The organism is Thalassotalea litorea (assembly GCF_005843925.1).
GTDB classification, from domain to species: domain Bacteria; phylum Pseudomonadota; class Gammaproteobacteria; order Enterobacterales; family Alteromonadaceae; genus Thalassotalea_A; species Thalassotalea_A litorea_A.
In genome coordinates this window covers 1-26,156 of record NZ_VCBC01000011.1, presented here as the reverse complement: position 1 = coordinate 26,156, position 26,156 = coordinate 1, and the positions used below count along the sequence as shown (strand labels likewise).

Sequence of the window (26,156 nt, the reverse complement as noted above, 5' to 3'; positions counted from 1 at the left end):
TGACAATCAACACTTGGATAAAGACAAGGGAAGCATTCTCGCTTCCCTTGTCTGTAATCCTTAACCTCTACATAAACCGCCTGCGGCTTCTGAAGATAAAAATTGTTGCCAAGGCCAATAGTGGTAGTGTTCCAGTACTCCCACCTCCGCCATCACTTTTATTGGCTTTGTCACTTTCCTGGTTAGCTTCGGGAGTCAAATACGAAGTGTTTAAGCGGCTGACTTCGATTGATTGCAGTAGCTGATCCGGATCATGAGCCCAACTCACTTGACCGACACCTTTCAGGAGTGTCATCTGATACTCATGAATATCACCATGTTCAAATCTATTAACAACATTTATGGTAATAAATTCATAGGTTTTTCCCTGCCATTGCATCTCACCAAAATTAATTAACTCAAACTCTCGGGTTTGCGGTGAAGTAAACACAGCACTACCGGATTCATCATAAAGAATAAGGCTCATCTCAACGGAAAATTTTTGGAACTGCGAAAGTTTCCTTGGTAAGTAGCACCAGTTATTCAATTCTATTTCAGAAATTGACTCTCCCACATCCGGACGCTCTTCTATATACAGGCATTGCTCTTCCATAATTATTGCCCAGCGCGCACCATCATTGGTTTCAACAAGAAATTCATTATTACGATTTCCTTGCGTCATTATCTCAGTCCATGTGGCATCGCTGGAAACATACGTCTTGGTGATATCTCCTAGCGGGAAATAGTCCATCAGATTAAACGTTAAGTACTCATCAAATGCACCAGGATCACGATCATTCAATATTTCTGTGGCATTATCGACACCATCGTTATCCTGATCTAGTCGGCCATCATCAGGATTGCGCTCATCCAGAAAATGAAAACCCTGTTCTGTTTCATTGTCGATGCCATCGCCATCGATGTCCTGATCACAAACATCGCCATACTCATCGCCATCTAAATTTTCCTGTCCGGGGTTTGCTATTGCCGGACAGTTATCTAACCCATCAACAAAGCCGTCACCATCAGTATCGATGTCTGGCGTGTTCGGTGTCGAATCACACTCATTGCCGATACCATCACCGTCGTTATCATTTTGCCAGGGATTGTAAATAAATGGGCAGTTATCTACCGTATCGCTGATACCATCATCATCTGAGTCAGGACTGAATGTAAAATTGTCCAGATAATAGTTAGTCTGAGTTTCATGTCCCCAAAGAGTATCCGCGCTGATTCTAAATGATAGAGTCTGGACACCTTCTGGTATCGTAAATTGATATCGATACCAATTATTTTCCAGAGATGTTCGGGAGCCTCGAATCATCTCACCATTGAGAAGTACATTAAAATCATAACGATAGTCATAGTCACCTACCACTTTATAATCAAAATGCAAAACACCTGCGTTAAAATAACCGGCCAAATTCACTTCGTTAAAGTTTTCAGTATGCAACGGAGCAACCGCCATCAAAACGCCCTGAGAGCTACCATCCAGATATGTCAATATCCAAGGCTGGTTTAATGAATCAATGCTGTTGTAAAAGCCCAGAGGCCAGCTATCGTTAAAATCCTCGGTTAATGAGCTGATCGGCGAAGGTATTGAGGATGCATCATTCATATCTGAGCGATACAAGAATTCAATCAGATTGTTAAAACCGTCATTATCCATATCTAACAAAGCATCCGCTGCATCGAGGGGATCCAGACCAAACGCAATTTCATCCGAATCAGGTATCGAATCATTATCATCATCCAAATCACAGACATCCCCTGATGAATCAGCATCAGAATCCAGTTGATTCATATTTGCATCCGCCGGACAGTTATCAATCAGGTCGTGCAGACCATCGCTATCGGCATCTGGCATATCATTTAAGTTATAGTGTTGAACCTTTAACAAGCCATCTTTACGAGTTAATAGTGCCAGATCCTGTCCTAATCCAAACATTTTCAAAAGTTCGGCACCTTTGAAATTAGCCTCTGATAGTAATTGATAATTACTCCCCCAAAACTGCAGATTTTGGGTACCTGCCCTGAGTGTAATTAATTGCTGGGTATGCCAAACAGCATCACTGATGTCGTTGGCAAGAGAATTCAGTATATTCAACGAGATGGCGTCTAATAATTGGCCTGCGCCATTAAGTAGCAATTGTTTGTCATAGCTATTTAACAACGGACGGGAGACGCGTAAATCTCCGCCGTGATAGGGAGAATCACCATGTCCGTCTAATAAGCCTGTTTCAGGGGCAATACCGGCCCACTCCAGGTCATTCGGGGACGTTCCGTCACGATAGTGATAAACGCGGTTGGTATTGTCATTAAATAAATAGGTCGAACTGGTGTTACGCCAGTCGTCACTGGAAACGATGGTACCTGATTGATCAAATGTATAATGCGTGTTCCAGGCGCCCGAACCGTCTGCTGCAAACAGATAATTACCGGCAGAGATTAAGCCTCTAACGCCTGTAGCCAGTGTAGTAAAATGAGTTTCTTCAGGGCTACTGTTGGTGAGATCAAAATAGGTTACCTTGCCAGTCGGATAGCCTAAATATAAACGTTGATGGCTATTCGATACCGTCATCCAGGCTGGAGGATCAATTAGCGCCCATGAAGAAAGAAAATCTTCTTCTGATAACGACCAACGATAGATTGTTAATGATTCATGATCCAGCATATAGATGGTGTCCATACCATCATCACCGTACAACTCTGGTTCAATAAAGCTCGTGTGCGGATCGCCGGGTTCTCCGGCCTTAGGTAAACTAAATGAAGAAACGTCATAAGCCTTAACTTCGGTTACCCCGTCTGAATCAATAAAAGCGATAACTTCCGATTCATTGCCAACAATGAAGTAGACATTATCATCAAGAGCTACCTGGCCTAGTTCGATATTTGTTGGTGAAAATAAATGTAACTGGTTGCCATTTGCAACCACCGGGTTGTCTTCAATAAACGTTAATAAATCGACATTTACCGAAAGACTGCCAGCGTACGTCAGATCCGAGGTGAAATAAATCGTTCCACTATTGTCGTAAATTTTATTTTCACTGGCGTTTAAGTAAAGTTCCGATGCGCTCGGATAATCACCATGATATGGACTTTCCATCGCAGATACCGGTAACTCATTGACATCCAGCTCAATTTTGTGGATATCAGAAGGGGACACCCCAGAATCGCGGTAGTAAAATGCATTTTTTACGGAAGAGTATACGAGTTGTCTGGGCCTATACCATCGTGAATACTGATTTACCTTAGTGGTATCATTTTTATCTATTGAAACAATATTGTCATTTTCTACAAAGTGAACTTTGGATGGTGTTACCGCAATTTTCTGAATATCCGCGGTCGAATTGCGAATAAAGCTTGCGTCTCCCGTCGCAATATCAATCGCATATAATTCACGATGATAGGCTACGTAAATAGTGGTGCTATCTAACGCGAACGCCGTTGGCACTTTAGCCAAAGCCAATTCACCCAGAAACTTATTCTGTTGTATATCGTAACGCGTTATTTTGTTGGGGGCAGAATATAAGGTGTATACAACTTTATCCTGTACTTTGATTGCTTCTCTCGCTGCTGTCGCAGTGAAAGATGTCAATACGGACAGGAACACCCAGATATACCATGTGTTTTTCACGTTTACTTCCCTTTTTTATTTTATTGATGCCATTACCCAAGGGAATATAAACGACACTAAAACCTGTCAGTGACCTTCCCTGTCGATAAATTGTGTAGCGTCTAACTGCCGTTAGAAGTTTGCAATTTCTAATTGAGAGGAAGATTAACAAAGCTACGAAATATTTTCTAGTTACCCTGGCGCTGTAATTATTCGTTACCCACCAAATCTCTCGCGATATTAGCGTTAACTGTGATTTAATAGGCCCAATAGACGTTAACAGCAGAACGAACAATGCAGTTTGCAAAACCTCTCCGATCCGCCACTTTGATCAAGCGCTATAAGCGTTTTCTTGCCGATATAAAACTGGAAGATGGCCGCGTTATTACTATTCACTGCCCCAATACCGGTGCGATGACGGGCTGTGCCGAGCCGGGATTTACTGTTTGGTATTCAACCTCGGATAGCAAAACCCGAAAATATCCACAAACCTTTGAGCTCGTGCAAAATGATCAGGGGCATTGGATTGGCGTGAATACCGGCCAAGCCAATAAACTCGTCGTTGAAGCAATCTCAAAGGGGGTGATCAGTGAACTAACGGGTTATCAAAATTGTCAAACAGAAGTGAAGTATGGCGACGAGCGATCCCGGATTGATGTAATGTTAACGGATCCCGACCGGTCTGATTGCTACGTGGAAATAAAATCCACGACATTACTGGTAGACGGACAAGGCTATTTTCCCGACGCGGTCACCACACGCGGACAAAAGCATATCCGCGAATTAATGGCGATGAAAGCACAAGGATACCGGTCGGTTTTAATGTTTTGTGTGCAACATACAGGCATTGAACAAGTCAGCATCGCGGATTTCGTCGATCCGCACTATGCGGCACTCATTATCCAAGCGGTTGCCGTTGGAGTGGAAATTCTTTGTTACGGTTGTGAAATAGATGAATTGGGCATAAATTTGGTAAAAAAATTAGATTTTGCTTTACCTTAGCCTTGATAAAGAAACTAATCGCCCTTATATAGCGAGTCGATATCGCCAATAGTATTGAAATTCAGGCATTGCCAGTGTTTCGACATTCTGTTATAGATACACAATTAATTTAATCGCGCTATTTAATCGCTCTACAAATGACGTTGTTTTAGGAGATTCGGCATGCCAACAAATATAATGAATAATCCGACGGGCTTTCTTGCCAAAGCTGGCGTACAGCCATACAAAGAATCGGCAGGCGAAGAATACATGAACCCTGCCCAGGAAGATCACTTTCGCATCATCCTGGAAGCTTGGCGCACGGAATTACGTCACAACGTTGACGGAACCGTAAACCATATGAAAGATGAAGCTGCAAACTACCCGGATCCCGTTGACCGTGCAGCTCAGGAAGAAGAGTTCAGTCTCGAGCTCCGTACTCGTGACCGCGAACGTAAGCTAATAAAGAAGATTGAGAAGACGCTGCAACTTATCGAAGACGGTGAGTTTGGGTTCTGCGACTCTTGTGGTATCGAAATTGGTATCAAACGACTGGAAGCTCGCCCTACTGCGGATTTATGCATCGAATGTAAAACCCTTGCAGAGATTAAAGAGCGTCAAATGGCAGGCTAACGTCTGACGTGACTCTCAGCAACCCTCTCAATGCTTTTCTAAATAAACGCCCTCAGGATCAATATCGAGGGCGTTTTGCTCCATCCCCCTCCGGACCTTTGCATTTTGGTTCTCTTATTGCTGCACTTGCTAGTTACTGCCAGGCAAAACACGCGAATGGCAAATGGCTGGTACGCATCGAAGATATTGATCCTCCCCGTGAACAACCGGGAGCTGACAAAGCCATCCTTAAGACACTGGAAACCTTCGGCCTGCTTTGGGATGAAGAGGTGCTGTATCAAAGCCAGCAGCATGAACTGTATCTGGATACGCTTGCATACCTAAAGGATCAAAGCTTGACCTATGGGTGCAATTGCACCCGCGCACAGATAAAAAAAACTGGAGGCGTCTATCAAGGTCACTGCCGAGACTTAAACCTAAGTGGTGAAAACTTGCTTGCTAATAACCTGGCAACGCGGCTGGTCAATATTCACCCCTGCATGCAATTTCAGGATAAGATTCAAGGCGTTGTCACCCAATCAAAAAATCTTGCCTGTGAAGATTTTATAATTTTCCGACGAGATGGCCTGTTTGCTTACCAATTAGCGGTCGTTGTTGATGATATCTATCAGGGCATCACTGAAATCGTTCGCGGTTGTGACTTACTGCAACCGACATGTCGCCAGCAGACCCTTTACAAAACACTAAACATATCCGCACCAGACTATGCCCATGTCCCCTTGGCAGTTACCGAACAAGGTTATAAGCTCAGCAAGCAAAATGGCGCCCCTGCTATCGATGCTCACCGTCCTCAGGAGCTTCTCTATCTAGCTTTAAAATTCCTAGGTCAAAACCCGCCTGCAATGCTACTTGAGGCAAGTATCGACGAATTTATCCATTTTGCGGTCGAACACTGGGATCTTACTCAAATCCCCAAAAAGCAGGAAATCGTATACTGATTGCCTCGCATACCTGATGTGACCGAGTCATCGAGTTTAAGTAAAATACTGAATGGATTTTGTTGGCTATACTGAGAACACCAGCACCACGCACGCAAATTATCAATTAAATCAAAGCATCCCTGTGCATACTCGAAGGTAAACGGGTATAATGGCCGCCTATTTTTAAGACGACCAACTACTGGTTCTGTTTGAAACCTAATTGGTGGTTGAGGTAAGCAAGATTAACGTATTGAAAAAGCTGGTAAAAAAAATACTAGGAAAGGCGCCAAACATGGACAATGAACAGGCTAAGGGTGAACAGTTTCCCCGCGTCCTGTCGCGCGATGAACACAACATTTCCCGCAAAGACATCAGCGATAATGCCCTGAAGGTACTCTATCGTCTGAATAAAAGCGGATATGACGCATATTTGGTGGGCGGCGGTGTCAGAGACATCCTGCTCGGTGAACACCCAAAAGATTTTGATATTGCCACCAATGCGACACCGGAACAAATCAAAAAATTATTCCGCAACTGCCGTTTGATTGGGCGACGCTTTCGACTCGCTCATATCGTATTTGGCCGCGACATTATCGAAGTGGCCACCTTCAGGGGACACCACAGTAACTCTGAAAACAAAGAATCGCGTCCAGGGAAGCAGGATCATTCAAAGCGCAGTGACGACGGCATGTTATTGCGTGATAATATTTACGGTAGCATCGAAGAAGACGCAGAACGTCGTGATTTCACCATCAACGCTCTGTATTACTCCACAAAAGACTTTAAAGTCTTTGATTTCGCCAACGGCCTTGAAGATATTGAGCGCCGCAAAATTCGTTTAATCGGCGACCCAGAAACCCGTTATCGGGAAGACCCGGTGCGAATGCTTCGAGCGATAAGATTTGCCACTAAACTTGATATGGATATTGCCAAAGATACGGCACAACCGATTCGAGAATTGGCACCACTTATGGCAAATATTCCTGCCGCCCGAATGTTCGAAGAATATATGAAACTCTTTCTGTCGGGCAAAGCACGGGCAAATTTTGATTTGCTTGCCGATTATCAACTGCTGGAATTTCTATTCCCGCATATTAGCCAAACTCTCGCCCAAGATGCAGACGATAAGAGCATTGACTTTGTTCGTCAGGTCTTATTTAACACCGATAAGCGGATCAATGACGGCAAACGAGTTACGCCAGCATTTTTATTAGCCGCGGTGCTTTGGTACGAAATTGAGAAGCAAAACCAGCAACTGTTAGCCAATTCTGACATATCATCACAAGATGCATTTTTCGTGGCGATGAGCCAGGTATTGCAAGAACAGCAACGCAGTATCGCCATTCCAAAACGCTTTCAATTACCAATGAAAGACATATTTGCGCTGCAGCATCGACTGACACGTCGAGAAGGTAGTCGTGCGTTTAAAACGCTCGAGCATCCAAGGTTTAGAGCCGGTTACGATTTCTTATTGTATCGGGGCAAGGTGGAAGGCGGTGACGTTGAAGAGTTGGCACAATGGTGGACTAATTTTCAGGAAGCGTCGCCGGATACCCAGCAACAAATGTTAAAAAGCTTTAAAGCGCCACGTAAACGCCGACGCTCACCGAGAAAACGCACCCCGTCAGCGGGCAAGGAATAGCGATGACTCGTGTTTATCTGGGCTTAGGGAGTAATCTCGAACAACCGGATCAACAATTACGCTGGGCGGTGCAACAGTTATCGGCACACTCTGATATTTCGATAGTGTCATTATCGAGTATCTATCAGAGTCGCCCGATGGGACCACAGGATCAACCGGACTATTTAAATGCGGTGATCAGCATTGAGACTGAACTCGCGCCCATCGCACTGCTTGATGTCACCCAGCAGATTGAACTGGATTCGGGAAGAGTACGTAAAAATGAACGCTGGGGAGCGAGAGTTTTAGATATAGACATCTTGCTTTTTGGTCAACAGACAATTAATCTACCGCGCCTTGAAATTCCGCATTATGGAATGAAAGAAAGAGAGTTCGTTCTCTATCCCTTAGCTGAGATAGCCGAAGACCTCATATTGCCAGAAGGCGAGAAATTGACGGAATTATTAACATCCGTCGCCCCTAACGGAATAAAAGTTCAGGGGAATTTGCGCTAAAATTGTTTCTGTGCCAAGGTACACGAATCACTGAAAAAGTATGTATTTATGAGTAGAATCACCATCAGTAAATTGCAGGCTATGAAGTCTGCAGGCGAAAAAATTTCCGCGATAACGGCATATGACGCCAGCTTTTCCCGATTATTCGATGAAGCCGGTATGCACGTCATGTTGATCGGCGATTCACTAGGAATGGTACTGCAAGGCACCAGTGACACTTTACCTGTCAGCATTGAAGATGTTGAGTATCACACCAAATGTGTCCGTAATGGCGCATCAAAAGCGCTAATTATCGGCGACATGCCTTTTATGACCTATGCAACGCCAGAACAAGCCTATGGAAATGCTGCTAAGTTAATGCAAGCCGGGGCGAACATGGTTAAGGTTGAAGGCGGCGAGTGGTTATTGGATACGATTTCAGGTTTGGTTGAGCGAAGTGTCCCTGTTTGTGGCCATCTTGGACTCACCCCGCAAGCTGTGAATGTATTCGGTGGTTTTAAAGTTCAGGGGCGCGATTCCGAGCAGGCGAAACAAATCCTGGAGCAAGCATTAAAGCTTGAAGAAGCGGGTATACAGCTATTAGTGTTAGAATGCATTCCAGCAGATCTTGCCAAGAAAATTAGTGAAGCGTTAACCATACCTGTAATTGGTATTGGTGCAGGTAAGCATACCGATGGTCAAATCCTGGTGATGCACGATGCAATCGGTATTTCATTTAGTAAAATTCCAAAATTCTCACGAAATTTCTTAGCAGAAACGGGCAATATCAGTGACGCAATTGCTCTTTATATCGATGAAGTAACACAAGGACGTTTTCCAAGCGAAGAGCATAGCTTTAAGTAGTCATGAAAACCGTAAAATCAATTGCAGAGCTTCGCTCGGTATTAAAGTCCTTTCGAGATAAAGGCTTAACCATTGGGTTTGTCCCAACCATGGGTAATTTACATCAGGGGCATTTGTCTCTGGTCGATGCTGCAAAGCAACATGCCGATATTGTTATCGCCAGCATTTTCATCAATCCGATGCAATTTGGTGTTAACGAAGATATCGATAATTATCCTCGCACGCTTGAACAGGATAAAGCCAAACTCATAGCTGCAGGTGTCGAAGTACTGTTCACACCGACCCCAGAAATCATCTACCCAAAGGGTCTGGATAAACAAACGTTTGTAGAAGTCCCAGGTTTGTCCGGCAGTTATTGTGGCGAGAGTCGTAAAGGGCATTTTCGCGGTGTAACAACCATTGTCTGCAAGTTATTCAATTTAGTCCAACCGGATATTGCCTGTTTTGGCTTAAAAGATTATCAGCAAGTACAGATGATCCAAACCATGGTTGAAGATTTATCAATGCCGATAAAAATTGTGCCTGTTGCAACAAAACGCGAAGCAACTGGTTTGGCGATGAGTTCAAGAAACTCCTACCTGAACGATACGGAAAAACAACAAGCCACAAATTTGTATCAGATTTTACAGTGGGTCAGGCTTAGACTTTCCGAGAGCCGGGACTTTGAACATATTGAAATGATCGCCCGCTCAAAAATCGATGCCACTGGCATGCGTACCGATTATATCGATATCTGTAACGCCCAAACTCTGGAGCCGGCAAGCCCAGAAGATACCTCATTGGTTGTTCTGGCCGCAGCCCATTGCGGCAAAGCCAGACTAATTGACAATATCCAGATAGATTAATCTGTTATCAAAATTTGTAATTGAGCAAGCAAGTCTGTTTGCTCGTTTGCGATTTCTTCCTGCTCAACCAATACCTGCTGTAAAATATCATTCGTTGTCAACGGATTTGCCAGCACCACTCGAAACACGCTAATCGCCGCACTGCTCTGCCCTTGCCGAGGAATTCTCGTGCGTGACACAAAAGACTTACCCGCTTCGCGCTGCATTTTCTGCATCACGACCGTTAGTCGATCCAGTATCTCATTTACTTTTACCGCTTGTGACGTAGTGCATTGTTGTAAATACAGCTGAGTCGCTTTGGGCACGTAGCGATAAGTCAATAAACACAGCTCAGGCTTACTCACCAGTTGAAAATCATCGTTCCTTTCAATTAAACTTGCAAAATACTTAGCTTTTTCAATGCCTTGATTGATTAATAACTCGTATCCAGGGCGGGAAATGATATGCAAACTGGCATACAGTAACATCGCCATTCCCGGGCGCGATCCTTCCAGTGTATGACTCCCTAAATCTTTGGAGCCTTTGCGTAATATGTATTCTGCATGATGCGCTATCGCAGCAACCACTTTTGGGTTTTTAAACAACACCAGGCCTGCGCCCATTGGAACATACATTTGCTTGTGGGCATCAATTGTTACGGAATCTGCCAGTTCAATTCCTTGAAGCCGCGAACGGTATTTATTGGAAAACAGCGTCGCTCCACCCCAGGCAGCGTCCACATGAAAATGCGCCTGATATTGCAGAGCGATTTCAGCCAATTGCGTTAATGGATCCAAGCTGCCGGTTTCCGTGGTACCGGCAATGCCGACAATCGCCATCACTTTGATATTGTTTTCTTCAAGCTCGGCACACTTTTCTCTTAATCGCTGGCAATCGATACGATGCTCAGTATCCGTCGGTATCGCAATGATACTGCTATGACCAAGGCCAAGAATGTTCGCGGCTTTTTTCAATGAATAATGACCGCGTTCGGAAACCAGAATCGCTAAATCTTCATAACCATAGGTCTTCAAGCCTTTCGCTAAACCTTCTTCGGATACGCCCTTGTAGCCGGGCTTTGCCGCTAGCAAACGATTGCGAGCGACCCACAGCGCCGTAATATTGGCAACCGTACCGCCAGAACAAAAAGCCCCTAGCGAAGAGTCCGCAAAATGCATCCAGTGATGATAAAACTCATCGTCATTACCGTAAACCAAGCGGTGCATCATTCCGATAACCTGTCGTTCCATCGGCGTAAAGGCTTTCGAGGTTTCAATTTTCACCAGGTTCTGATTAAGTCCCACCATTAACTTTGATAATGGCAGCAGAAAATAAGGCAGCGCTGAGGTCATATGGCCGATAAAGCCAGGAGCCGAGGTATGCACGGATTGAGCAATTAAGGTATCAAGCAGTTGGCTGGTATGGGCAGAGACATATTCAGGACGTTCCGGTAACGCAGAACTGGCAAAATCTTTTTCTATTTCCGATAACGGTTTATCGGTGGCAACGATGTGGTTACTCAAAAAACCATTAAGATTTTTCGAGATTTCCGCTTCAATTTTACTTAATGTTGAACTCGGTGCCTCCGGAATCGTAAATATCCGCAGCAAAGCGTCGTTATCTGCTTGTGCATAACGCTTGTCATTCGCCATATTTCAATTACTCACAGATTACTGACCCAAAGGATCACCAGCAATTACAGTTGCTCGAATTTTAGTTGCCAGCAACGCTGCCCACTTGCCTGATATTTGGCTTCAAATGGCGTTAACGCTTCAGTGTCAGCAACTTCAGTGATCGAGCCCGTTTTTCCAGCCAAGGTCGCGGCTCTTTGAAACTCTTGCAAATAAAGCTGCCAGTTAGAGCGTAATGTTAACGACTTGCCAATTTGGAGAATATAGGGGAATACCGAACTTCCATGCCAGCGTCGTTGCAAATGTTTTGCTTTTGGCCAGGGGTTGGGATAGAGCAAAAAATGCTGCGCTACCGGCCACTGATTTTGCACTACCAGACGATAAAAATCGTTTAAATCAGCTCGCACCAATGCAAAATTTTCCGGTTCATCCGCATCCTGAACGTTACGCTGAATGCGATGCAGGGATTTATCGACTCCGATCACCAAGGCATCAGGATTGCGACGCGCCAAAATGCGAGTGCTTTGGCCCACCCCACAACAGGAATCTAAAATAATTTTACCGGAAAAGTCTACGACCTTTTCATTAACCTGATTAAACGCTTCCAGTGTATGAACCGAAATGGGTTTTAAAAATTCATGGGATAAATGCTTTTTAACCACATCGTCTAGATGTTCATTTAACCCATTTTGATTGGTTACGATCGCTTTTGAATCACCATAACTCATTAACTTCTTAGACCTATGCCTCGAGAAATAAGATACATGGCAATCGCAAATAAGGTGACTATAAAGACACCGATGACACTAAAAGCCACGGCCAGACTCACGTCACTGATGCCTAAAAACCCGTATCGGAATGCATTAACCATGTAGACAATAGGATTAATTTTAGACACTCCCTGCCAAAATTCAGGTAACAAGGAGATCGAATAAAATACACCACCTAGATAGGTTAATGGGGTAAGTACGAATGTCGGAATAATTGAGATATCGTCGAAACTGCCCGCAAATACGGCGTTAATCAAACCGCCTAACGCAAATACTGCCGAGGTGAGCATCACTGTTGCAATAATAACCCAGATATTATGAATCTGGATATCCACAAAAAACAGCGCAACAATCGTCACGATTAGCCCAACCAAAATACCGCGAGCCATACCGCCACCAACGTACCCTGCAACAATGACCCAGTTCGGTACAGGAGCGACGAGCATTTCTTCAACGTTACGTTGCCATTTGGCACTGAAAAAAGATGAAGCGACATTCGAATAGGAATTGGTGATGACTGACATCATAATCAAACCCGGCACAATAAATGACATGTAATCAAACCCGCCCATTTCACCTATGCGCTTGCCAATCAGAGAGCCGAAAATAACAAAATATAAACTAATGGTGATCGCTGGCGGCACTAGGGTTTGCACCCAAATCCGCATAAATCGGTTAACTTCTTTGTGAAGAATACTGCTAAGTGCAATGCGTGTCGTGGTAAAGGACATATTATTGAGCTCCCTTATCATTATTTGCCACTAAAGTAACAAACAATTCTTCCAGACGATTGGCTTTATTTCGCATACTTTGCACTTCGATTCCTTGCTCAGTTAATTGCGTAAATACGGCATTCACGCTTTGTGATTTAGCAATATCGACTTCCAAGGTGTGGTCGTCAAGTAAACGATGGTCGACATCTTGCAACTGTGGCTGGGCTGCGCCAGGTTTTAAATCGAGAACAAATGTTTCGATATGCAACTGAGAGAGCAGAGTTTTCATATCGGTGTTTTCGACAATCGTGCCTTTATCAATAATGGCGATATTGCGACACAACATTTCCGCTTCTTCAAGGTAATGGGTTGTTAAAATGATGGTGATCCCCTGGCTATTTAATTCGCGCAGGTAATCCCACATATGACGGCGCAATTCAATGTCTACGCCAGCCGTTGGCTCATCCAATATCAACACTTTGGGTTCGTGCATCAAAGCCCGGGCAATCATCAACCGACGTTTCATACCACCGGACAAATTACGCGAAGGTTGATCGTGCTTATCCCATAAGTCGAGTTGCTTAAGGTATTTTTCGGCTCGTTGCTTGGCAACTTTACGATCGACGCCATAGTAACCTGCCTGATTTACCAGAATTTTCATCGGCGCTTCAAACTGATTAAAGTTAAATTCCTGAGGGACTAAACCTAAAAAACTTTTCGCTTTATCCAGCTCAGAGTCAATATCATGACCAAAAACACACACCTTGCCTTCGGTTTTATTGACCAGCGAAGTAATGACCCCAATGGTTGTTGATTTTCCAGCACCATTTGGACCAAGCAAAGCGAAAAAATCTCCTTGCGTAACCTGTAAATCAATACCTTTAAGTGCCTGAAAACCACCTTTGTAGGTTTTCTTTAAGCCTGAAATTTCCAAGGCTGCCTGCATCTGCATTTCCTCATACCCAAGTTGGGATGACATTAATCATTGAATGGCGAGTCTAATAAGGATAGTTGAAAGCGGGTTTCAAAATTACCTTACGCTCAAAGGGTTAGCATTTTACCAACATAAATCAGCGATTTCCTGTAAAATTTAACAATCCTTACTTCCACCCCTTGAAAAAATAGCTCAGTGAACAAGTCAGTACTCGTCAATCAATTGATATCGACCCTGGAAGCAAAACTTCAGGCAACAGAAGATGCAATGCTTGCAGCCCATGCGGCGGCAACGGATGAGCAAAGCGTCCCCGAAACTCAATATGATACCCTGGGTCTTGAAGCGTCTTATTTAGCGCTGGGTCAATCGAAAAGGTTGGCCGATTTGAAAGGTAAATTAATGGGCCTGCGGAATTTTTCGCCTCGCAACTTTACCGATGACGATGAAATTTCTGCCGGAGCGCTGATTACTTTTGCGCAGCTCGATGTGAAATATTTTCTTTGCCCTTTTAGCAGTGGCGAAGTGTTACAGGATGGAGGGGTTATCGCGATTAGTCCCGACAGTCCAATCGGTAGTGAAATTCAAGGCTTGGTGGCTGGTGATGAATTGAAATTTCCAAATCAGTTAAACCCTAGAGAAATTACCAAGGTTGAATGAAGTAATTAATCACCGTCTTCAGTAAGCACTTTCTTGACTGAGCACCATTAAGAAAACTGGGCCTTGATAGCACTCACATCGGCTTGCTTCTCATCGATTTTTAAATAAGCGACCGATTCTGAATACACAATGGTCGACTCTATAACACCAGGCATACCCATTATTTTTTGCGCGACTTGTTTAGCATGCTCTTCATCAGAAAAATTAATATTAAAGCTAACACTTTTCGCTTTGGCGGGCATTTTCATCGACAACGCCATTACCAGCCAAATACATAAAGCAGCAGCAGCGAATAAAAACACGCCCGATTGGGAGTAATTCATTTGCACCACACCACCAGCAAGTCCACCGACAAAAGCTCCGAAAAATTGACTGGTTGAGAAAATCCCCATGGCACTGCCTTTGTCCCCGGCAGGGGCAATTCGAGATAGTGTGGAAGGCATGGTCGCTTCAAGATAATTAAATGCCACAAAAAACAACACCACAGTCACCACCAATGCAATAAAGCTTTGCTGATAGAACCACAAAGCCAATGCACAATTGATAAGCAACACGATGGCCGCACAAAAAACCAACTTTTCTTTATTCTTCTTTATCGCCCAGATCATAAAAGGAACCATTAGAACAAAGGCGACAAGCAAAGCCGGTAAATACAATTGCCAATGGTGATTCGCGGCAAAACCTAAATCAACCAACATCGAAGGCAAGGCTACAAACATCGCGGTTAATGCCAGATGTAAACTAAAGACACCGATATTTAGCCGCATCAATTGCGGGTTAACAAACATCATTTTCAGTTTCGCGGGGACCGCTACAGTATCCCCTTTCGGTGACACATTAATGGCATCGGGAACCGCAAATTTAATGACCAGTATTCCGCACAGGGCTAACAACGCCGTTACCCAAAATACGCCTGAAAGGGCAAAGCTATCAGCAATCACGGGACCTAGTACCATAGCTAACGCGAATGACACACCAATAAACATGCCGATAGTCGCCATAACCTTCGGTCGTTGTTCTTCACGCGATAGATCCGCAGCTAAAGCGAGGACGGCACTGGCAATCGCCCCCATCCCCTGTAGCGCCCGACCGGCAACCACACCATAGACCGATTCCGACATAGCGGCGACGATACTACCAATGCAAAAGATAACCAGACCCGCATAAATTATCGGTTTACGCCCAAACTTGTCTGATAAAATTCCCATCGGAATTTGTAATAACGCCTGAGTAAACCCGTATGCACCAATGGCCAACCCAAGCCACAATCCATTAAAACCTTCAAGTTCGGCACCGTATACCGCGAAAATTGGCAGGATCATAAACAATCCAATCATCCGCAGGCCAAATACACCGGCCAATGATAATGCGGCTTTTTTCTCGATAGGGTTCAGGGCGTCTTGATTCATAAAGGTGTAAGGGTTTTTAACTATTGGTTGATTGAAGAGGCAAAACGGCAACGTTCTACCTCGTAAAAAAGAAATTAGTTTAACATGTCAGGCTTGTCAGTAGCACCTGCTTAAGGGAGTTTTTTCATTTCCCACTAAGAGCGCTTGTCTGGCGTTGGTCCATGGCTTAGCAATATCTTTTTTAAGCTATCGGTGATCGCCACTGCGCCTTGTTGCTGATAACAAAAATTCACCATCACTGCGGTTCCACTCGCCCGGCACTCTCCTTGCTGCCAGACTTCCTGATACACATCGAAAGAGGAATTGCCAACTCGCGATACATAGGTACGCACTTCAATTTTTTCACCATAATAGATTTGTGCATGAAAATGCACATCCATTTTAGCCAGAATGAGTGGCCAGGTTTTCAGGTCTAAATCTGGCGTAAATAATTTAAAAACGCCCGCTCTCGCGCCCTCAAACCATACCGGGATACACGTGTTGTTTATGTGCCCAAGCGCATCAGTATCGCTAAAGCGTGGGTAAAATTCTTCACTAAACATTTTAACTCCCTTAACGTTTAAAAAGTGTGTGCAAGCTGAAGTTGTTATACGCCGGATTTCATATTGCGGCAAAGTCTAAACCACTAAACAGACTTTCGACTTAACGTTTTACGCAGTTATACAGTTACTTATTTAGATAACTGGACCGACATCCACATACACAGTGAACCACCTAGCTATATAACTTGGTATAACGCTAAAATTATTGCATAGTAACGCTACGTTTTACCAAAAATAATGTACCCGTGACCGATTTCATTGAAGTATACGAGAACGCCCTGTCAAAAGAGTTTTGCCAGCAGTTTATCGAAAAATTTGACCAAAGCCCCCATCAAACGGCCGGTTCAACCGGTGGTGGCGTGGATACCAGTAAGAAAATCAGCTCTGATATCTACTTAAATAAACACCCGGAATTTCAACCCATGTTAAGTACCATATTGCAGGCTACAACCCGCAATATTGAAGCGTATCTAGAAAAATACTATTTTGCGTTAATTAGTGGCATTTCACTTACAGTCAATCATCCGGTCACAGGCAAGCCGGTACAATTAACTGCAGAAAATTTTCAGGAAGTCGGCAAGCCTAACCTGATGAATCTAATTCGCTATTTGTTTCAGCTCGCACCTATCAATGCACAGAAATACGATAAGGGCGTAGGAAATTACGGCTATTGGCATTCAGAAATTTTTCCGCAGTTAAATGGCAATAAGGCATTACACCGAAATTTGTTATTTCTGATTTATCTCAATGATGTCGAAGAAGGTGGTGAAACGGATTTCTATTATCAGAACCGAAGCATTCGCCCCAAAGCGGGAACCATGGTTATTGCACCTTGTGGTTTTACCCATACCCACAGGGGTAACATTCCAGTTTCAAACGATAAATATGTGTTAACCTCATGGATGTTATTTAATCCGGCCGAGCGGATATACACCCAATAAAAGAACCTATTACGATGAAAACATTAAAACAATTGCTAAACACCACAACCATTAGCGCCTTGCTTTTGAGTATCGTGAGTTTAACCGCGAGTGCTGCTCCCGAAAAGGCACCGGAGCGTGAGAGAGGTGATGGACCCTATAAGCGGTTAATTTTACGCGGTGCGAACGTTGTTACGGGTGAAGGGGCTCCTGCTCAGGGGCCGATGGACATCGTGATTGAAAATGATCGAATTGTCGCCATGGTAAACGTCGGCAATCCCGGGGTGCCAATCAAGGCAAATCGCCGTCCGGTGGCAGAGGCTGGAGATCAGGAATTAGATGTCACAGGTCATTATATTTTGCCGGGCTTTGTCGATATGCATGGTCATATTGGCGGCAGCGCTAAGGACATTCCTGCGGAATATGTTTTAAAACTTTGGCTTGCTCATGGTATTACAACGGTACGCGAGCCAGGCAGTTTCAATGGTGTAGACTGGGTACTGGATCACGTTAAACGTTCAGACAAAAATACCATTGCCGCGCCGCGAATTGTCCCATACGTTGGCTTTGGCATGGGTCAGCAAGAGTCTATCACCACCCCAGACCAGGCAACAAAATGGGTGAAACGCATCGCTCGGGACGGCGCTAAAGGTATTAAATTTTTTGGTGCTGAGCCGGAAATTATGGATGCGGCACTGACCCAGGCAAAAGAATCGGGTTTAGGAACCATGATGCACCATGCACAGCTTGAAGTCGCACGAATGAACGTTCTTGATTCTGCACGCATGGGCTTAACGACGATGGAACACTGGTATGGTTTACCGGAAGCATTATTTGAAAACCAGACGATTCAAAACTATTCGCCAGATTACAATTACAACAATGAAATGGATCGCTTTGGCGAGGCAGGAAGATTATGGGCACAAGCAGCAAAGCCTGGAAGCGAACATTGGAATGCGGTGCGCGATGAGCTGATAGAGCTGGATTTCACCATCAATCCGACCATGACCATTTATGAAGCCAGTCGTGATTTGATGCGGGAAATGAATGCCGATTGGCATGATGATTACACATTGCCGACTCTGTGGAACTTCTTTCAACCATCCCGTTACGCCCATGGCAGCTATTGGTTTGACTGGACTACCGATGATGAAATTGCCTGGAAACATAATTTCCAGCAATGGATGGCGTTTTTGAATGACTATAAAAACCATGGTGGCCGAGTAACCACGGGCTCTGACTCTGGTTATATCTTCAAAATCTATGGCTTTGGCTTTATTCGCGAATTAGAACTGTTACGCGAAGCGGGTTTCAATGCATTGGAAGTGGTTAAAAGCGCGACTTATAACGGCGCTGAAGCTTTGGGCATGGAGCAGGACATCGGTTCACTACGGGTGGGCAAAAAGGCAGATATGGTCATTGTTAAAGAAAACCCATTGCGCAATTTCAAAGTGCTTTACGGCACGGGTCACTTCCGCTTAGATGATAACAACCAACCAACGCGTGTTGGTGGTGTTGTCTATACCGTCAAAGACGGCATTGTTTATGATGCGAAACAGTTGCTGAAAGATGTTCGGGAAATTGTTGACGCGGCGAAAGCTGAAGAAAAATAAATAGGATCGATGAATTTTTCCTTTGCTGTGAGCGAAACTGCAGCCTTTTTCAGCATCACGTTCTCTTGTATTTCCACCGTTATCCCGCACTTGATGCGGGATCTCCTGCCGCAGGCTGTGGCTTTATTTATTTCAACTTCTTAATATTAAGATAAGTAAATGAGCCTCAGCAAAGCGAAAAGTAAGCCCTAACTTAAATGTCGGAATGAGCATAGGATGTACTTATGCAAATTGCTTCATGGATAAAAATGTTCTCTTGGTGACTGAGTACGTATTCAAAGACTGTCTATGGCGAGTTTGCGTCGAACGGTAATATACCGTAAGTTAACTGTTCTTACTGTTGGGTAAAAAAGCGCGGCTGTGTCGCTCAAAATAGTTGAGCAGATTGAGATTTAAATGTAAGGAAAGGAACCGATAAATATGACAATAAAAATAGCAATGGCAGTAGTATTAATATTGTCAGCCAGTTCGGTTCAGGCGGCCGACTCCATACGTTGGAACGCTATCAGTGCATCCTATCAATCCGTTGATGTGCTGGACGAAACACTGACTGGTTATGGTTTGTCATTCACCAAGCAACTTCTCGATACCAATGCATTTTTCTTAGGTAGTGCTACCGACGTGTCTAAAGAATTTGATCAATTTGATGCTGAATTACAATTCAATACCTATAACTTTGGGTTCGGTTATAAAAACACAATCACAAATTCACTCGACTTTTACGGCACAATTACCTTTGAAAAAGCGGAAGCTGAATCCCAGGTTGGTATTATTAAATCGACTACAAGTGAAAACGGTTTTGGATTAAGTGCGGGCGTTCGTTGGTTGTTAATCGAGAGTATCGAGCTCGGCGGCTCTATTGGATATATCGAAGTTGATAGGAAACCCAGTACAGGATTAAACGTATCGGCTTTGTTCCATATAAGCGATTCGATATCTCTGGGGGCTGGCTATAGCGTTGCGGAAGATGTTAATAGTTACTCCGCTTCAGCGATGTGGTTCTTTTAAGAGTTTTACATTCACACCACCTAATCGTTCGCTATGAGTTTAACCGATGGGCGAATGCATGGATGCAAGCGGAACAGCAATGCAATGAGCATCGCTCCCGCTTACAAAAACCGCTTTAATATGCGATCAAAGCTGGTGAGTTGAATTCGACGTAAAAGCTCTCTGACTTTTTCAGGATACTCTTTGCTCGTTTCAATATCGCTAAAATGGTTCACCCGAGTGGTGTATTGCAAAATATTTTCAAGTTCCTGATGCCATTTATCCAACAAGTGTCGGTGTTCGTCAACGATAAACAAACCGTTTTCGATGTCCAGATTCCAGGCTCGAGGATTCATATTACTCCCCGTTAATAAATGATATTTTTCGTCTGCAACAATACCTTTTAGGTGATAACTATTATCGCCGTGATACCAAAGTCGAATATTCAGCTGACCTTTATCAATGAATTTTTGATGCCGTTTAACAAATCGACTAAGCAATACTTCATACAAGTAAGGCACGATGCCAATCGTTGAAAACTGTGCTTCATCGGCGATATAAAAATCATTGGCCTTTTTATCTCCAACAACAATGGTTACTTCGACTCCGCGCTTGAGTGCGCTTCGAAGATCTGATCCAAGTGGTTTGGGCAGATTGAAATAAGGCGTGAATATCACCAAGCTATCTTGAGCACTTTTCACAATTTTACGAGCAGCTTGATTTAAACCATTGCCACGTTTACCAAATCCAACCAATGGCTGAATTTGCATGGGCGCTTGCTCCGTATTAGGACTTCGCACCTGATATTTTGCTCTTCGAAGCAGTCCCTTTAATTGTTTAATCAGAGATTTTTGTTGTTTTTTATCTACGCTTTCTGGGACATTAATTCGAGGTGCCAAGCCGGATTTCACGAAATTCGACTGGAGATAATCGACGAAGCTGTTGGCAAGACCTGCTTGAGTTATCTGATGATATCGATCGCAACGATATTTATCTCCAACATCCAGGTAGACATTATTTAAACTCGCACCGCTGTATAAAACCGTGTCATCAATAACAAAACCTTTAAGGTGCAATACACCAAGAAATTCTTTTTGCTTAACTGGGACACCAAAAATCTCCAGCGCATCAGGAAATGACTTATTGATATCGAGATAAAGCTGGCGGTTACCAAGGGACTTTTTCTCGCCAATTAACCCCCGTTGAGCACGGTGAAAATCAACAAATACGCGGATCACAAGTTTCGGGTTTGCTTGCTTCGCTGCGACGAGTGTATCCAGAATTTCCCGGCCGGCTTCATCATCCTGCAGATATAAAGCGGTGAGATAAATACGCGTTTTTGCACGCTTGATTAAGTCGAGCAGGCGCAGACGAAAATCTTCTGCACTCAACAGGACATCAATTTCATCCGAATGTAATGGAAGGGCATTGCTTAAAGGTATTTGCCGATAGCGGGCTAACATTTTTGGTCTGGTTATACTTGAAAATTATGCCTTGATTATAAACGTAAACTTCGCGCAAACGGAAATAAAATCTGCATTCGCTGTGCGCAAAATTTTCTGCGATGAGCGCAAACAGAGGTGGTTTGAGCCAGAATTGACTTTCTGGCTCGACCTCGACCACATAATTTATCCGGCGGCATGGGTGAATAACTGCTCAAACTTGTCTAACCCCTCATTGGCAATATCATCGGTCATGGTTAACGCCGGTAAGAAACGGATCACATTACCATAGAAACCACAGGCCAATAAAATCAGTCCATGTTCAGCAGCTTTTGCAATTAATGATTGTGTTAGTTCAGGGTTTGGGATGAATTCTGTTGCTGATTTTCCGAGTTCAAGGGCGATCATTGCACCTTGATTGCGGACATTGTGAATAAGGTTAGGGTAGTGTGATTGCAATGCAATTAAGCGCTCATGAAACAATTGCCCCAATTGATTTGCTCTTGCGATCAGGTTCTCTTCTTCGATGATTTCCAAAACCGATAACGCCGCGGTGCAAGCGACAGGCGACCCACCGTAGGTACCGCCAAGACCACCAGGAAGCGGTGCGTCCATGATATGACTTTTACCAACAACAGCAGCGATCGGGAATCCCCCGGCAATGCCTTTTGCCATTGTCGTCAGGTCGGCTTCAACGTCAGCATGTTCAAAACTAAACATCTTGCCGGTTCGGCCAAAGCCAGTTTGAATTTCATCGGCGATTAGCACGATCCCGTATTCATCACAACGCTCGCGTAACGCTTGTAAAAATGCAGTTGGAGCAGGATAAAAACCTCCCTCCCCTTGTACGGGTTCAACAATGATCGCAGCGACATCCGATGGCGCAATATCGACTTTGAACAGGGTATCAAGTGCCTTTAATGAATCTTCAGTGCTGATATCATGACACTCGATGGGAAACGGGGCATGAAAGATATCAGACGGAAATGGTCCAAAAAGGTTTTTATACGGCGTAATTTTGCCCGTCAATGCCATGGTTAAATTGGTTCGGCCATGAAAACCACCGTTGAATGCTATAACGCCGCGACGCCCCGTATGCGCTCGTGCAATTTTCACACAATTTTCAACGGCCTCCGCGCCTGTGGTGACAAAAATCGCCTTCTTTTCGGAATCACCTGGTGCGGCCTGTGTCAGTTTTTCTGCTAATTCAATCGCGCTTTCATAAGGGGTCACCATCACACATGTATGGGAAAACTTATCTAATTGTTGTTTTACCGCATTAATGACCTTAGGGTGTGAATGCCCGGTGTTACAGACGGCGATTCCCGTTGCAAAATCAATATAGCGATTGCCTTCGATATCCCACAGTTCTGCATTTTCACCTCGTTCAATATAAACCGGGTAAATATTGCCTTGGCCTCTGGCAATCGCATGGGTTTTTCTTGTTTGTAAATCCTGATTTTTCATAATTTTTCCTCTTAGCCTGTATTTTTTTACTCGTGCCCAGACAAGCCAATCCTTTTAAAATGTTTATCGAATAGTTAGAGATCTATGCCCAAGGGTTTAAATACCGCCCATGCATAGGTATTTAATTTCCAGATAATCATCGAGCCCGTAATGTGAGCCTTCACGGCCATTTCCAGATTGTTTTACCCCACCAAACGGCGCTGCGGCATTTGACACAATCCCTTCATTGATACCTATCATGCCGTATTCCAGAGCCTCGGCAACGCGCCATACTCGTCCTATATCCCGAGCGTAAAAATAGGCAGCTAATCCATACTCGGTATCATTCGCCATAGCAATGGCATCGGCTTCTTGATCAAATACGATAATCGGCGAAACAGGGCCAAATATTTCATTTTTGGCGATTGCCATATCATTTGAAACATTGGTCAGTACCATAGGGGCTAAAAATTGATCAGGCATATCCGTTGGTTCGTGCCCGGTTAACAACGTCGCGCCTTGCTCTAATGATTTAACGACCAACGCTTTTACATCAGATGCGGCTTTGCTGGAAATCAAAGGACCAATATCCGTGCCCGTATCCAGACCATTGCCGACTTTCAAATCAGCAACGGCTTTGGCAAATTTTTCAGTAAATTCTTTAGCCACACCTTGTTGTACAAAAATTCGGTTAGTACACACACAAGTCTGTCCGGCATTGCGGTACTTAGAAACTAACGCTCCTTGAATCGCCGCGTCTACGTCGGCATCATCAAAGACGATAAATGGTGCATTACCACCCAGTTCCATCGAAACTTTTTTAACTGTGGTTGCGCATTGCGCGATCAGTTTCTTGCCAATGCCCGTAGAACCCGTAAAGGTGAATTTAGCAATATCGGGATGTTGCGTTAATACTTCACCAATCCCTTGCGCATCAGAACCAACCACAACATTAAATACCCCGGCAGGAACACCGGCTCGTTCCGCAAGCTCGGCCATCGCTAGCGCCGACAAAGGCGTTTGTGAAGCAGGGCGCACCACGAAAGTACAACCCGCTGCCAACGCTGCCGCAGCTTTACGAGCGATCATGGCATTGGGAAAATTCCATGGCGTAATCGCGCTTACAACGCCAACCGGTTGCTTGATTACCAGGATTTTTTTATCCCGACTTGGCGCTGGAATGGTATCTCCATAGATGCGTTTACCTTCCTCAGCGAACCACTCGATAAAAGCAGCGCCATAAGCGATCTCACCCTTAGCTTCGGCAAGAGGTTTACCTTGTTCCATGGTTAGAATTTGGCCGAGGTCGTCCTGATTAGCCATCATCAATTCAAACCACTTACGTAAAATACCAGCCCTTTCATTTGCGGATTTAGCCGACCAGGATGGTAATGCCGCCTTTGCTGCATTCACCGCCAGAATGGTTTCTTCTGCGGTAATATCGCTAACTCTGGCAATTTCTTCACCCGTAGCCGGATTGGTGACGGCAATGTCTTTCTCACTGCTATGCCAGCTTCCGTTGATGTAAGAAAACACCCTTAGTAATTCATTATCTGCCAACGTGATCATATTTAAGTCCATGTTTTTTTAGATAACACTATTAAAATTCAATTTTTAAAACTTATAAATACAAACTTATCAATGTATAGTTTGATAAATACCAAACCAACTAATCAGAACATGATGCAATTATCTTTGAATAACCCAAGACATCTCAGTGACTACGACCTGCGATTATTGAAAGTATTTCAGGCGGTTGTAGAGCATGGCGGGTTTTCCGCGGCAGAGCCACATTTAGGGATAACCAAAAGTACCATCAGCATCCACATTAGTAATCTGGAACAGCGCATGGGCTTTAAGCTTTGCCAACGGGGACGAAGCGGTTTCACTCTGACACATGAAGGGCAAAGTGTTTATCATGCCGCATTAGGACTGTTTGAGTCTGTGCAAGACTTTTCTATGTTGGTAAATAGTCTGGGTTCAGAATTGAGCGGTGAACTGGTTATCTGGTGTTCAGAGCAATTAGATCAGGAAAAACAATTAAAGTTTGTTGAAGTGGTAAAGCAAATCCACCGCAAACATCCCGCTTTACATATTGAATTGGACACCATGTCCATTGATCAGATTGAGAAAGGGCTTCTACAGGGGAAGGTCCATGTGGGGATTTTTCCCGCCTATCATAAAATCGATGGATTAGATTATTTACCGATACATAAAGAGCAAGTTTTTCTCTGTTGTGACAAAAAGCATCCTTTTTTTAATCAAACAGACCATCAAATAAGTGATGAAGATTTTGCTAATGCCGAAACCATTCATCCTGGCATCGACATAACCGGAGAAGGAAAAGCCCAGTTAGAACGGTTTAATCTTAAAGCCAAATCCTATCAGTTCTTTATGCGTAAGATCCTTATAAAGTCCGGCGAGTATTTAGGTTTTATGCCCCAGGGCCACATCCAGAAAGAGCTTAATGATGGCACTATACGCTTAATCAAACCCAACTCCATCAATTACCATTTCACTTTATCTCTGGTGGTCAATAAAAGCCCGAGAGAGAGCAAAAAACAAACCATTGCGATGGAGACGATACTGGCATCATTCAAAGATGACGAGCAATGAAAATAAGTAAAGTTTGAGGAAGTGGACAGGTGGAGTCGAATCAGAAAGTGATTCGAGGGTGAGGCTGCGCGGGTGGATAAAACCTTAGTTCCGGCAGGTTTTTAGGTGATAACTGCGTAGGTGGATAAAACCTTAGTTCCGACAGGTTTTTAGGTGACGACTGCGTAGGTGGATAAAACCTTAGTCTCGGCAGGTTTTTAGGTGACGACTGCGTCATCTTCACACTCAACTCCGTCATCCTCACGAAAGTGGGGATCTGCTTTTGCTTTGGATCCCCAGTAGTGTCTGGGAATGACGGCAAGGGTAGTCACCCTAGGAGAACTTTAGTTCGATTTATCACCAGACGCAGGCTTGTTTGCTTCGGCTGTCACCCTAACACAGCGTTTTTAGCTGTGTTTGTCACCTTTAGAGCTTTAACTTGCACTTTGTTCCGTCATCCTCACGAAAGTGGGGATCTGCTTTTGTTTTAGATCCCCAGTAGTGTCTGGGAATGACGGCAAGGGTAGTCACCCTAGGAGAACTTTAGTTCGATTTGTCACCAGAC

General features: G+C 44.1%; 22 protein-coding genes. 12 read left to right on the top strand and 10 right to left on the bottom strand.

Translation table 11 applies throughout. The annotated features are described in order from the left end of the window. Positions 1-67: 67 nt before the first annotated feature. Positions 68-3,616 carry a thrombospondin type 3 repeat-containing protein gene (locus FE810_RS11660; protein WP_138320242.1) on the bottom strand — a complete coding sequence of 1,183 codons (3,549 nt, stop codon included), beginning with the start codon at positions 3,614-3,616 and terminating at the stop codon, positions 68-70. A gap of 273 nt (positions 3,617-3,889) precedes the next feature. On the opposite strand from FE810_RS11660, the gene sfsA reads away from it, so the two are divergent. The 7 genes from sfsA (at position 3,890) to panC (ending at position 9,953) form a co-directional block, all read left to right on the top strand. Beyond that, on the top strand, positions 3,890-4,597 hold the full coding sequence (sfsA, locus tag FE810_RS11655) for a DNA/RNA nuclease SfsA (protein WP_138320241.1): 708 nt from the start codon (positions 3,890-3,892) through the stop codon (positions 4,595-4,597). Positions 4,598-4,759: 162 nt separating this feature from the next. Continuing rightward, positions 4,760-5,209 carry an RNA polymerase-binding protein DksA gene (gene dksA, locus FE810_RS11650; protein ID WP_138320240.1) on the top strand — a complete coding sequence of 150 codons (450 nt, stop codon included), beginning with the start codon at positions 4,760-4,762 and terminating at the stop codon, positions 5,207-5,209. An 8-nt stretch (positions 5,210-5,217) separates the two neighbouring features. Then, entirely contained in the window at positions 5,218-6,147 is a 930-nt protein-coding gene (gene gluQRS / locus FE810_RS11645) for a tRNA glutamyl-Q(34) synthetase GluQRS (protein ID WP_138320239.1), read from the top strand. A gap of 316 nt (positions 6,148-6,463) precedes the next feature. After that, the gene (pcnB, locus tag FE810_RS11640; protein ID WP_212744507.1) at positions 6,464-7,771 is read left to right on the top strand and encodes a polynucleotide adenylyltransferase PcnB; all 1,308 of its coding nucleotides are present in this window, start codon (positions 6,464-6,466) and stop codon (positions 7,769-7,771) included. Between the two features lie 2 nt (positions 7,772-7,773). After that, positions 7,774-8,265, top strand: coding sequence for a 2-amino-4-hydroxy-6-hydroxymethyldihydropteridine diphosphokinase (gene folK / locus FE810_RS11635; protein ID WP_138320237.1), 492 nt, complete (start codon positions 7,774-7,776; stop codon positions 8,263-8,265). 48 nt (positions 8,266-8,313) lie between these two features. Then, a complete protein-coding gene (gene panB, locus FE810_RS11630; RefSeq protein WP_138320236.1) occupies positions 8,314-9,108 on the top strand; it encodes a 3-methyl-2-oxobutanoate hydroxymethyltransferase in 795 nt (264 codons plus the stop codon). Between the two features lie 2 nt (positions 9,109-9,110). Then, the gene (gene panC / locus FE810_RS11625) at positions 9,111-9,953 is read left to right on the top strand and encodes a pantoate--beta-alanine ligase (RefSeq protein WP_138320235.1); all 843 of its coding nucleotides are present in this window, start codon (positions 9,111-9,113) and stop codon (positions 9,951-9,953) included. Here panC and panP read toward each other — a convergent pair. Genes panP through FE810_RS11605 form a run of 4 tightly spaced genes read right to left on the bottom strand, consistent with a single transcriptional unit; the run spans position 9,950 to position 13,992 of the window. Continuing rightward, positions 9,950-11,584, bottom strand: a complete 1,635-nt coding sequence (panP, locus tag FE810_RS11620; RefSeq protein WP_138320234.1) for a pyridoxal-dependent aspartate 1-decarboxylase PanP — start codon at positions 11,582-11,584, stop codon at positions 9,950-9,952. The genes panC and panP overlap by 4 nt on opposite strands. 44 nt (positions 11,585-11,628) lie before the next feature. Then, the gene (gene trmB / locus FE810_RS11615) at positions 11,629-12,291 is read right to left on the bottom strand and encodes a tRNA (guanine(46)-N(7))-methyltransferase TrmB (RefSeq protein ID WP_138320233.1); all 663 of its coding nucleotides are present in this window, start codon (positions 12,289-12,291) and stop codon (positions 11,629-11,631) included. Further along, entirely contained in the window at positions 12,291-13,064 is a 774-nt protein-coding gene (locus FE810_RS11610; RefSeq protein ID WP_138320232.1) for an ABC transporter permease, read from the bottom strand. Before FE810_RS11610 ends, trmB begins: the two co-directional genes overlap by 1 nt. 1 nt (position 13,065) lies before the next feature. After that, positions 13,066-13,992 (bottom strand): ABC transporter ATP-binding protein, encoded by a 927-nt coding sequence (locus FE810_RS11605; RefSeq protein WP_138320231.1) that lies wholly within the window; start codon positions 13,990-13,992, stop codon positions 13,066-13,068. A 183-nt stretch (positions 13,993-14,175) separates the two neighbouring features. Here FE810_RS11605 and FE810_RS11600 point away from each other — a divergent pair, with 183 nt between their 5' ends. Then, entirely contained in the window at positions 14,176-14,637 is a 462-nt protein-coding gene (locus FE810_RS11600) for a hypothetical protein (protein WP_138320230.1), read from the top strand. 47 nt (positions 14,638-14,684) lie between these two features. Here FE810_RS11600 and FE810_RS11595 read toward each other — a convergent pair whose 3' ends face one another. Next, positions 14,685-16,046, bottom strand: a complete 1,362-nt coding sequence (locus FE810_RS11595; RefSeq protein WP_138320229.1) for an MFS transporter — start codon at positions 16,044-16,046, stop codon at positions 14,685-14,687. Between the two features lie 134 nt (positions 16,047-16,180). Then, the gene (locus FE810_RS11590; RefSeq protein WP_138320228.1) at positions 16,181-16,588 is read right to left on the bottom strand and encodes an acyl-CoA thioesterase; all 408 of its coding nucleotides are present in this window, start codon (positions 16,586-16,588) and stop codon (positions 16,181-16,183) included. 245 nt (positions 16,589-16,833) lie between these two features. On the opposite strand from FE810_RS11590, the gene FE810_RS11585 reads away from it, so the two are divergent. The 3 genes from FE810_RS11585 to FE810_RS11575 all read left to right on the top strand — a co-directional run bounded on the left by FE810_RS11585 (position 16,834) and on the right by FE810_RS11575 (position 20,129). Continuing rightward, the gene (locus FE810_RS11585; protein WP_138320227.1) at positions 16,834-17,529 is read left to right on the top strand and encodes a 2OG-Fe(II) oxygenase; all 696 of its coding nucleotides are present in this window, start codon (positions 16,834-16,836) and stop codon (positions 17,527-17,529) included. Between the two features lie 14 nt (positions 17,530-17,543). Next, positions 17,544-19,121 (top strand): amidohydrolase family protein, encoded by a 1,578-nt coding sequence (locus tag FE810_RS11580; protein ID WP_138320226.1) that lies wholly within the window; start codon positions 17,544-17,546, stop codon positions 19,119-19,121. 420 nt (positions 19,122-19,541) lie between these two features. Next, positions 19,542-20,129, top strand: a complete 588-nt coding sequence (locus FE810_RS11575) for an outer membrane beta-barrel protein (protein ID WP_138320225.1) — start codon at positions 19,542-19,544, stop codon at positions 20,127-20,129. A 101-nt stretch (positions 20,130-20,230) separates the two neighbouring features. On the opposite strand, the gene pssA is transcribed toward FE810_RS11575, so the two are convergent. From pssA to FE810_RS11560, 3 genes are all read right to left on the bottom strand, one after another. Continuing rightward, positions 20,231-21,571, bottom strand: coding sequence for a CDP-diacylglycerol--serine O-phosphatidyltransferase (pssA, locus tag FE810_RS11570; protein ID WP_138320224.1), 1,341 nt, complete (start codon positions 21,569-21,571; stop codon positions 20,231-20,233). 165 nt (positions 21,572-21,736) lie between these two features. Next, on the bottom strand, positions 21,737-23,017 hold the full coding sequence (gene gabT, locus FE810_RS11565; RefSeq protein ID WP_138320223.1) for a 4-aminobutyrate--2-oxoglutarate transaminase: 1,281 nt from the start codon (positions 23,015-23,017) through the stop codon (positions 21,737-21,739). 96 nt (positions 23,018-23,113) lie between these two features. Continuing rightward, positions 23,114-24,565 carry an NAD-dependent succinate-semialdehyde dehydrogenase gene (locus tag FE810_RS11560; protein ID WP_138320222.1) on the bottom strand — a complete coding sequence of 484 codons (1,452 nt, stop codon included), beginning with the start codon at positions 24,563-24,565 and terminating at the stop codon, positions 23,114-23,116. Positions 24,566-24,676: 111 nt separating this feature from the next. Between FE810_RS11560 and FE810_RS11555 the strand changes: the two genes are divergently transcribed. Next, positions 24,677-25,612 carry a LysR family transcriptional regulator gene (locus tag FE810_RS11555; protein WP_138320221.1) on the top strand — a complete coding sequence of 312 codons (936 nt, stop codon included), beginning with the start codon at positions 24,677-24,679 and terminating at the stop codon, positions 25,610-25,612. The last annotated feature ends 544 nt before the right edge of the window (positions 25,613-26,156 follow it).

Bases quoted from the DNA above. Each gene is read 5' to 3' on its own strand.
- pssA (WP_138320224.1), bottom strand. From the start codon at position 21,571: ATGTTAGCCCGCTATCGGCAAATACCTTTAAGCAATGCCCTTCCATTA.
- FE810_RS11605 (WP_138320231.1), bottom strand. From the start codon at position 13,992: ATGCAGGCAGCCTTGGAAATTTCAGGCTTAAAGAAAACCTACAAAGGT.
- FE810_RS11590 (WP_138320228.1), bottom strand. From the start codon at position 16,588: ATGTTTAGTGAAGAATTTTACCCACGCTTTAGCGATACTGATGCGCTT.
- FE810_RS11595 (WP_138320229.1), bottom strand. From the start codon at position 16,046: ATGAATCAAGACGCCCTGAACCCTATCGAGAAAAAAGCCGCATTATCA.
- dksA (WP_138320240.1), top strand. From the start codon at position 4,760: ATGCCAACAAATATAATGAATAATCCGACGGGCTTTCTTGCCAAAGCT.
- FE810_RS11555 (WP_138320221.1), top strand. From the start codon at position 24,677: ATGATGCAATTATCTTTGAATAACCCAAGACATCTCAGTGACTACGAC.
- panC (WP_138320235.1), top strand. From the start codon at position 9,111: ATGAAAACCGTAAAATCAATTGCAGAGCTTCGCTCGGTATTAAAGTCC.
- folK (WP_138320237.1), top strand. From the start codon at position 7,774: ATGACTCGTGTTTATCTGGGCTTAGGGAGTAATCTCGAACAACCGGAT.
- FE810_RS11580 (WP_138320226.1), top strand. From the start codon at position 17,544: ATGAAAACATTAAAACAATTGCTAAACACCACAACCATTAGCGCCTTG.
- panB (WP_138320236.1), top strand. From the start codon at position 8,314: ATGAGTAGAATCACCATCAGTAAATTGCAGGCTATGAAGTCTGCAGGC.
- FE810_RS11575 (WP_138320225.1), top strand. From the start codon at position 19,542: ATGACAATAAAAATAGCAATGGCAGTAGTATTAATATTGTCAGCCAGT.
- gabT (WP_138320223.1), bottom strand. From the start codon at position 23,017: ATGAAAAATCAGGATTTACAAACAAGAAAAACCCATGCGATTGCCAGA.
- sfsA (WP_138320241.1), top strand. From the start codon at position 3,890: ATGCAGTTTGCAAAACCTCTCCGATCCGCCACTTTGATCAAGCGCTAT.
- FE810_RS11610 (WP_138320232.1), bottom strand. From the start codon at position 13,064: ATGTCCTTTACCACGACACGCATTGCACTTAGCAGTATTCTTCACAAA.
- trmB (WP_138320233.1), bottom strand. From the start codon at position 12,291: ATGAGTTATGGTGATTCAAAAGCGATCGTAACCAATCAAAATGGGTTA.
- FE810_RS11560 (WP_138320222.1), bottom strand. From the start codon at position 24,565: ATGATCACGTTGGCAGATAATGAATTACTAAGGGTGTTTTCTTACATC.
- panP (WP_138320234.1), bottom strand. From the start codon at position 11,584: ATGGCGAATGACAAGCGTTATGCACAAGCAGATAACGACGCTTTGCTG.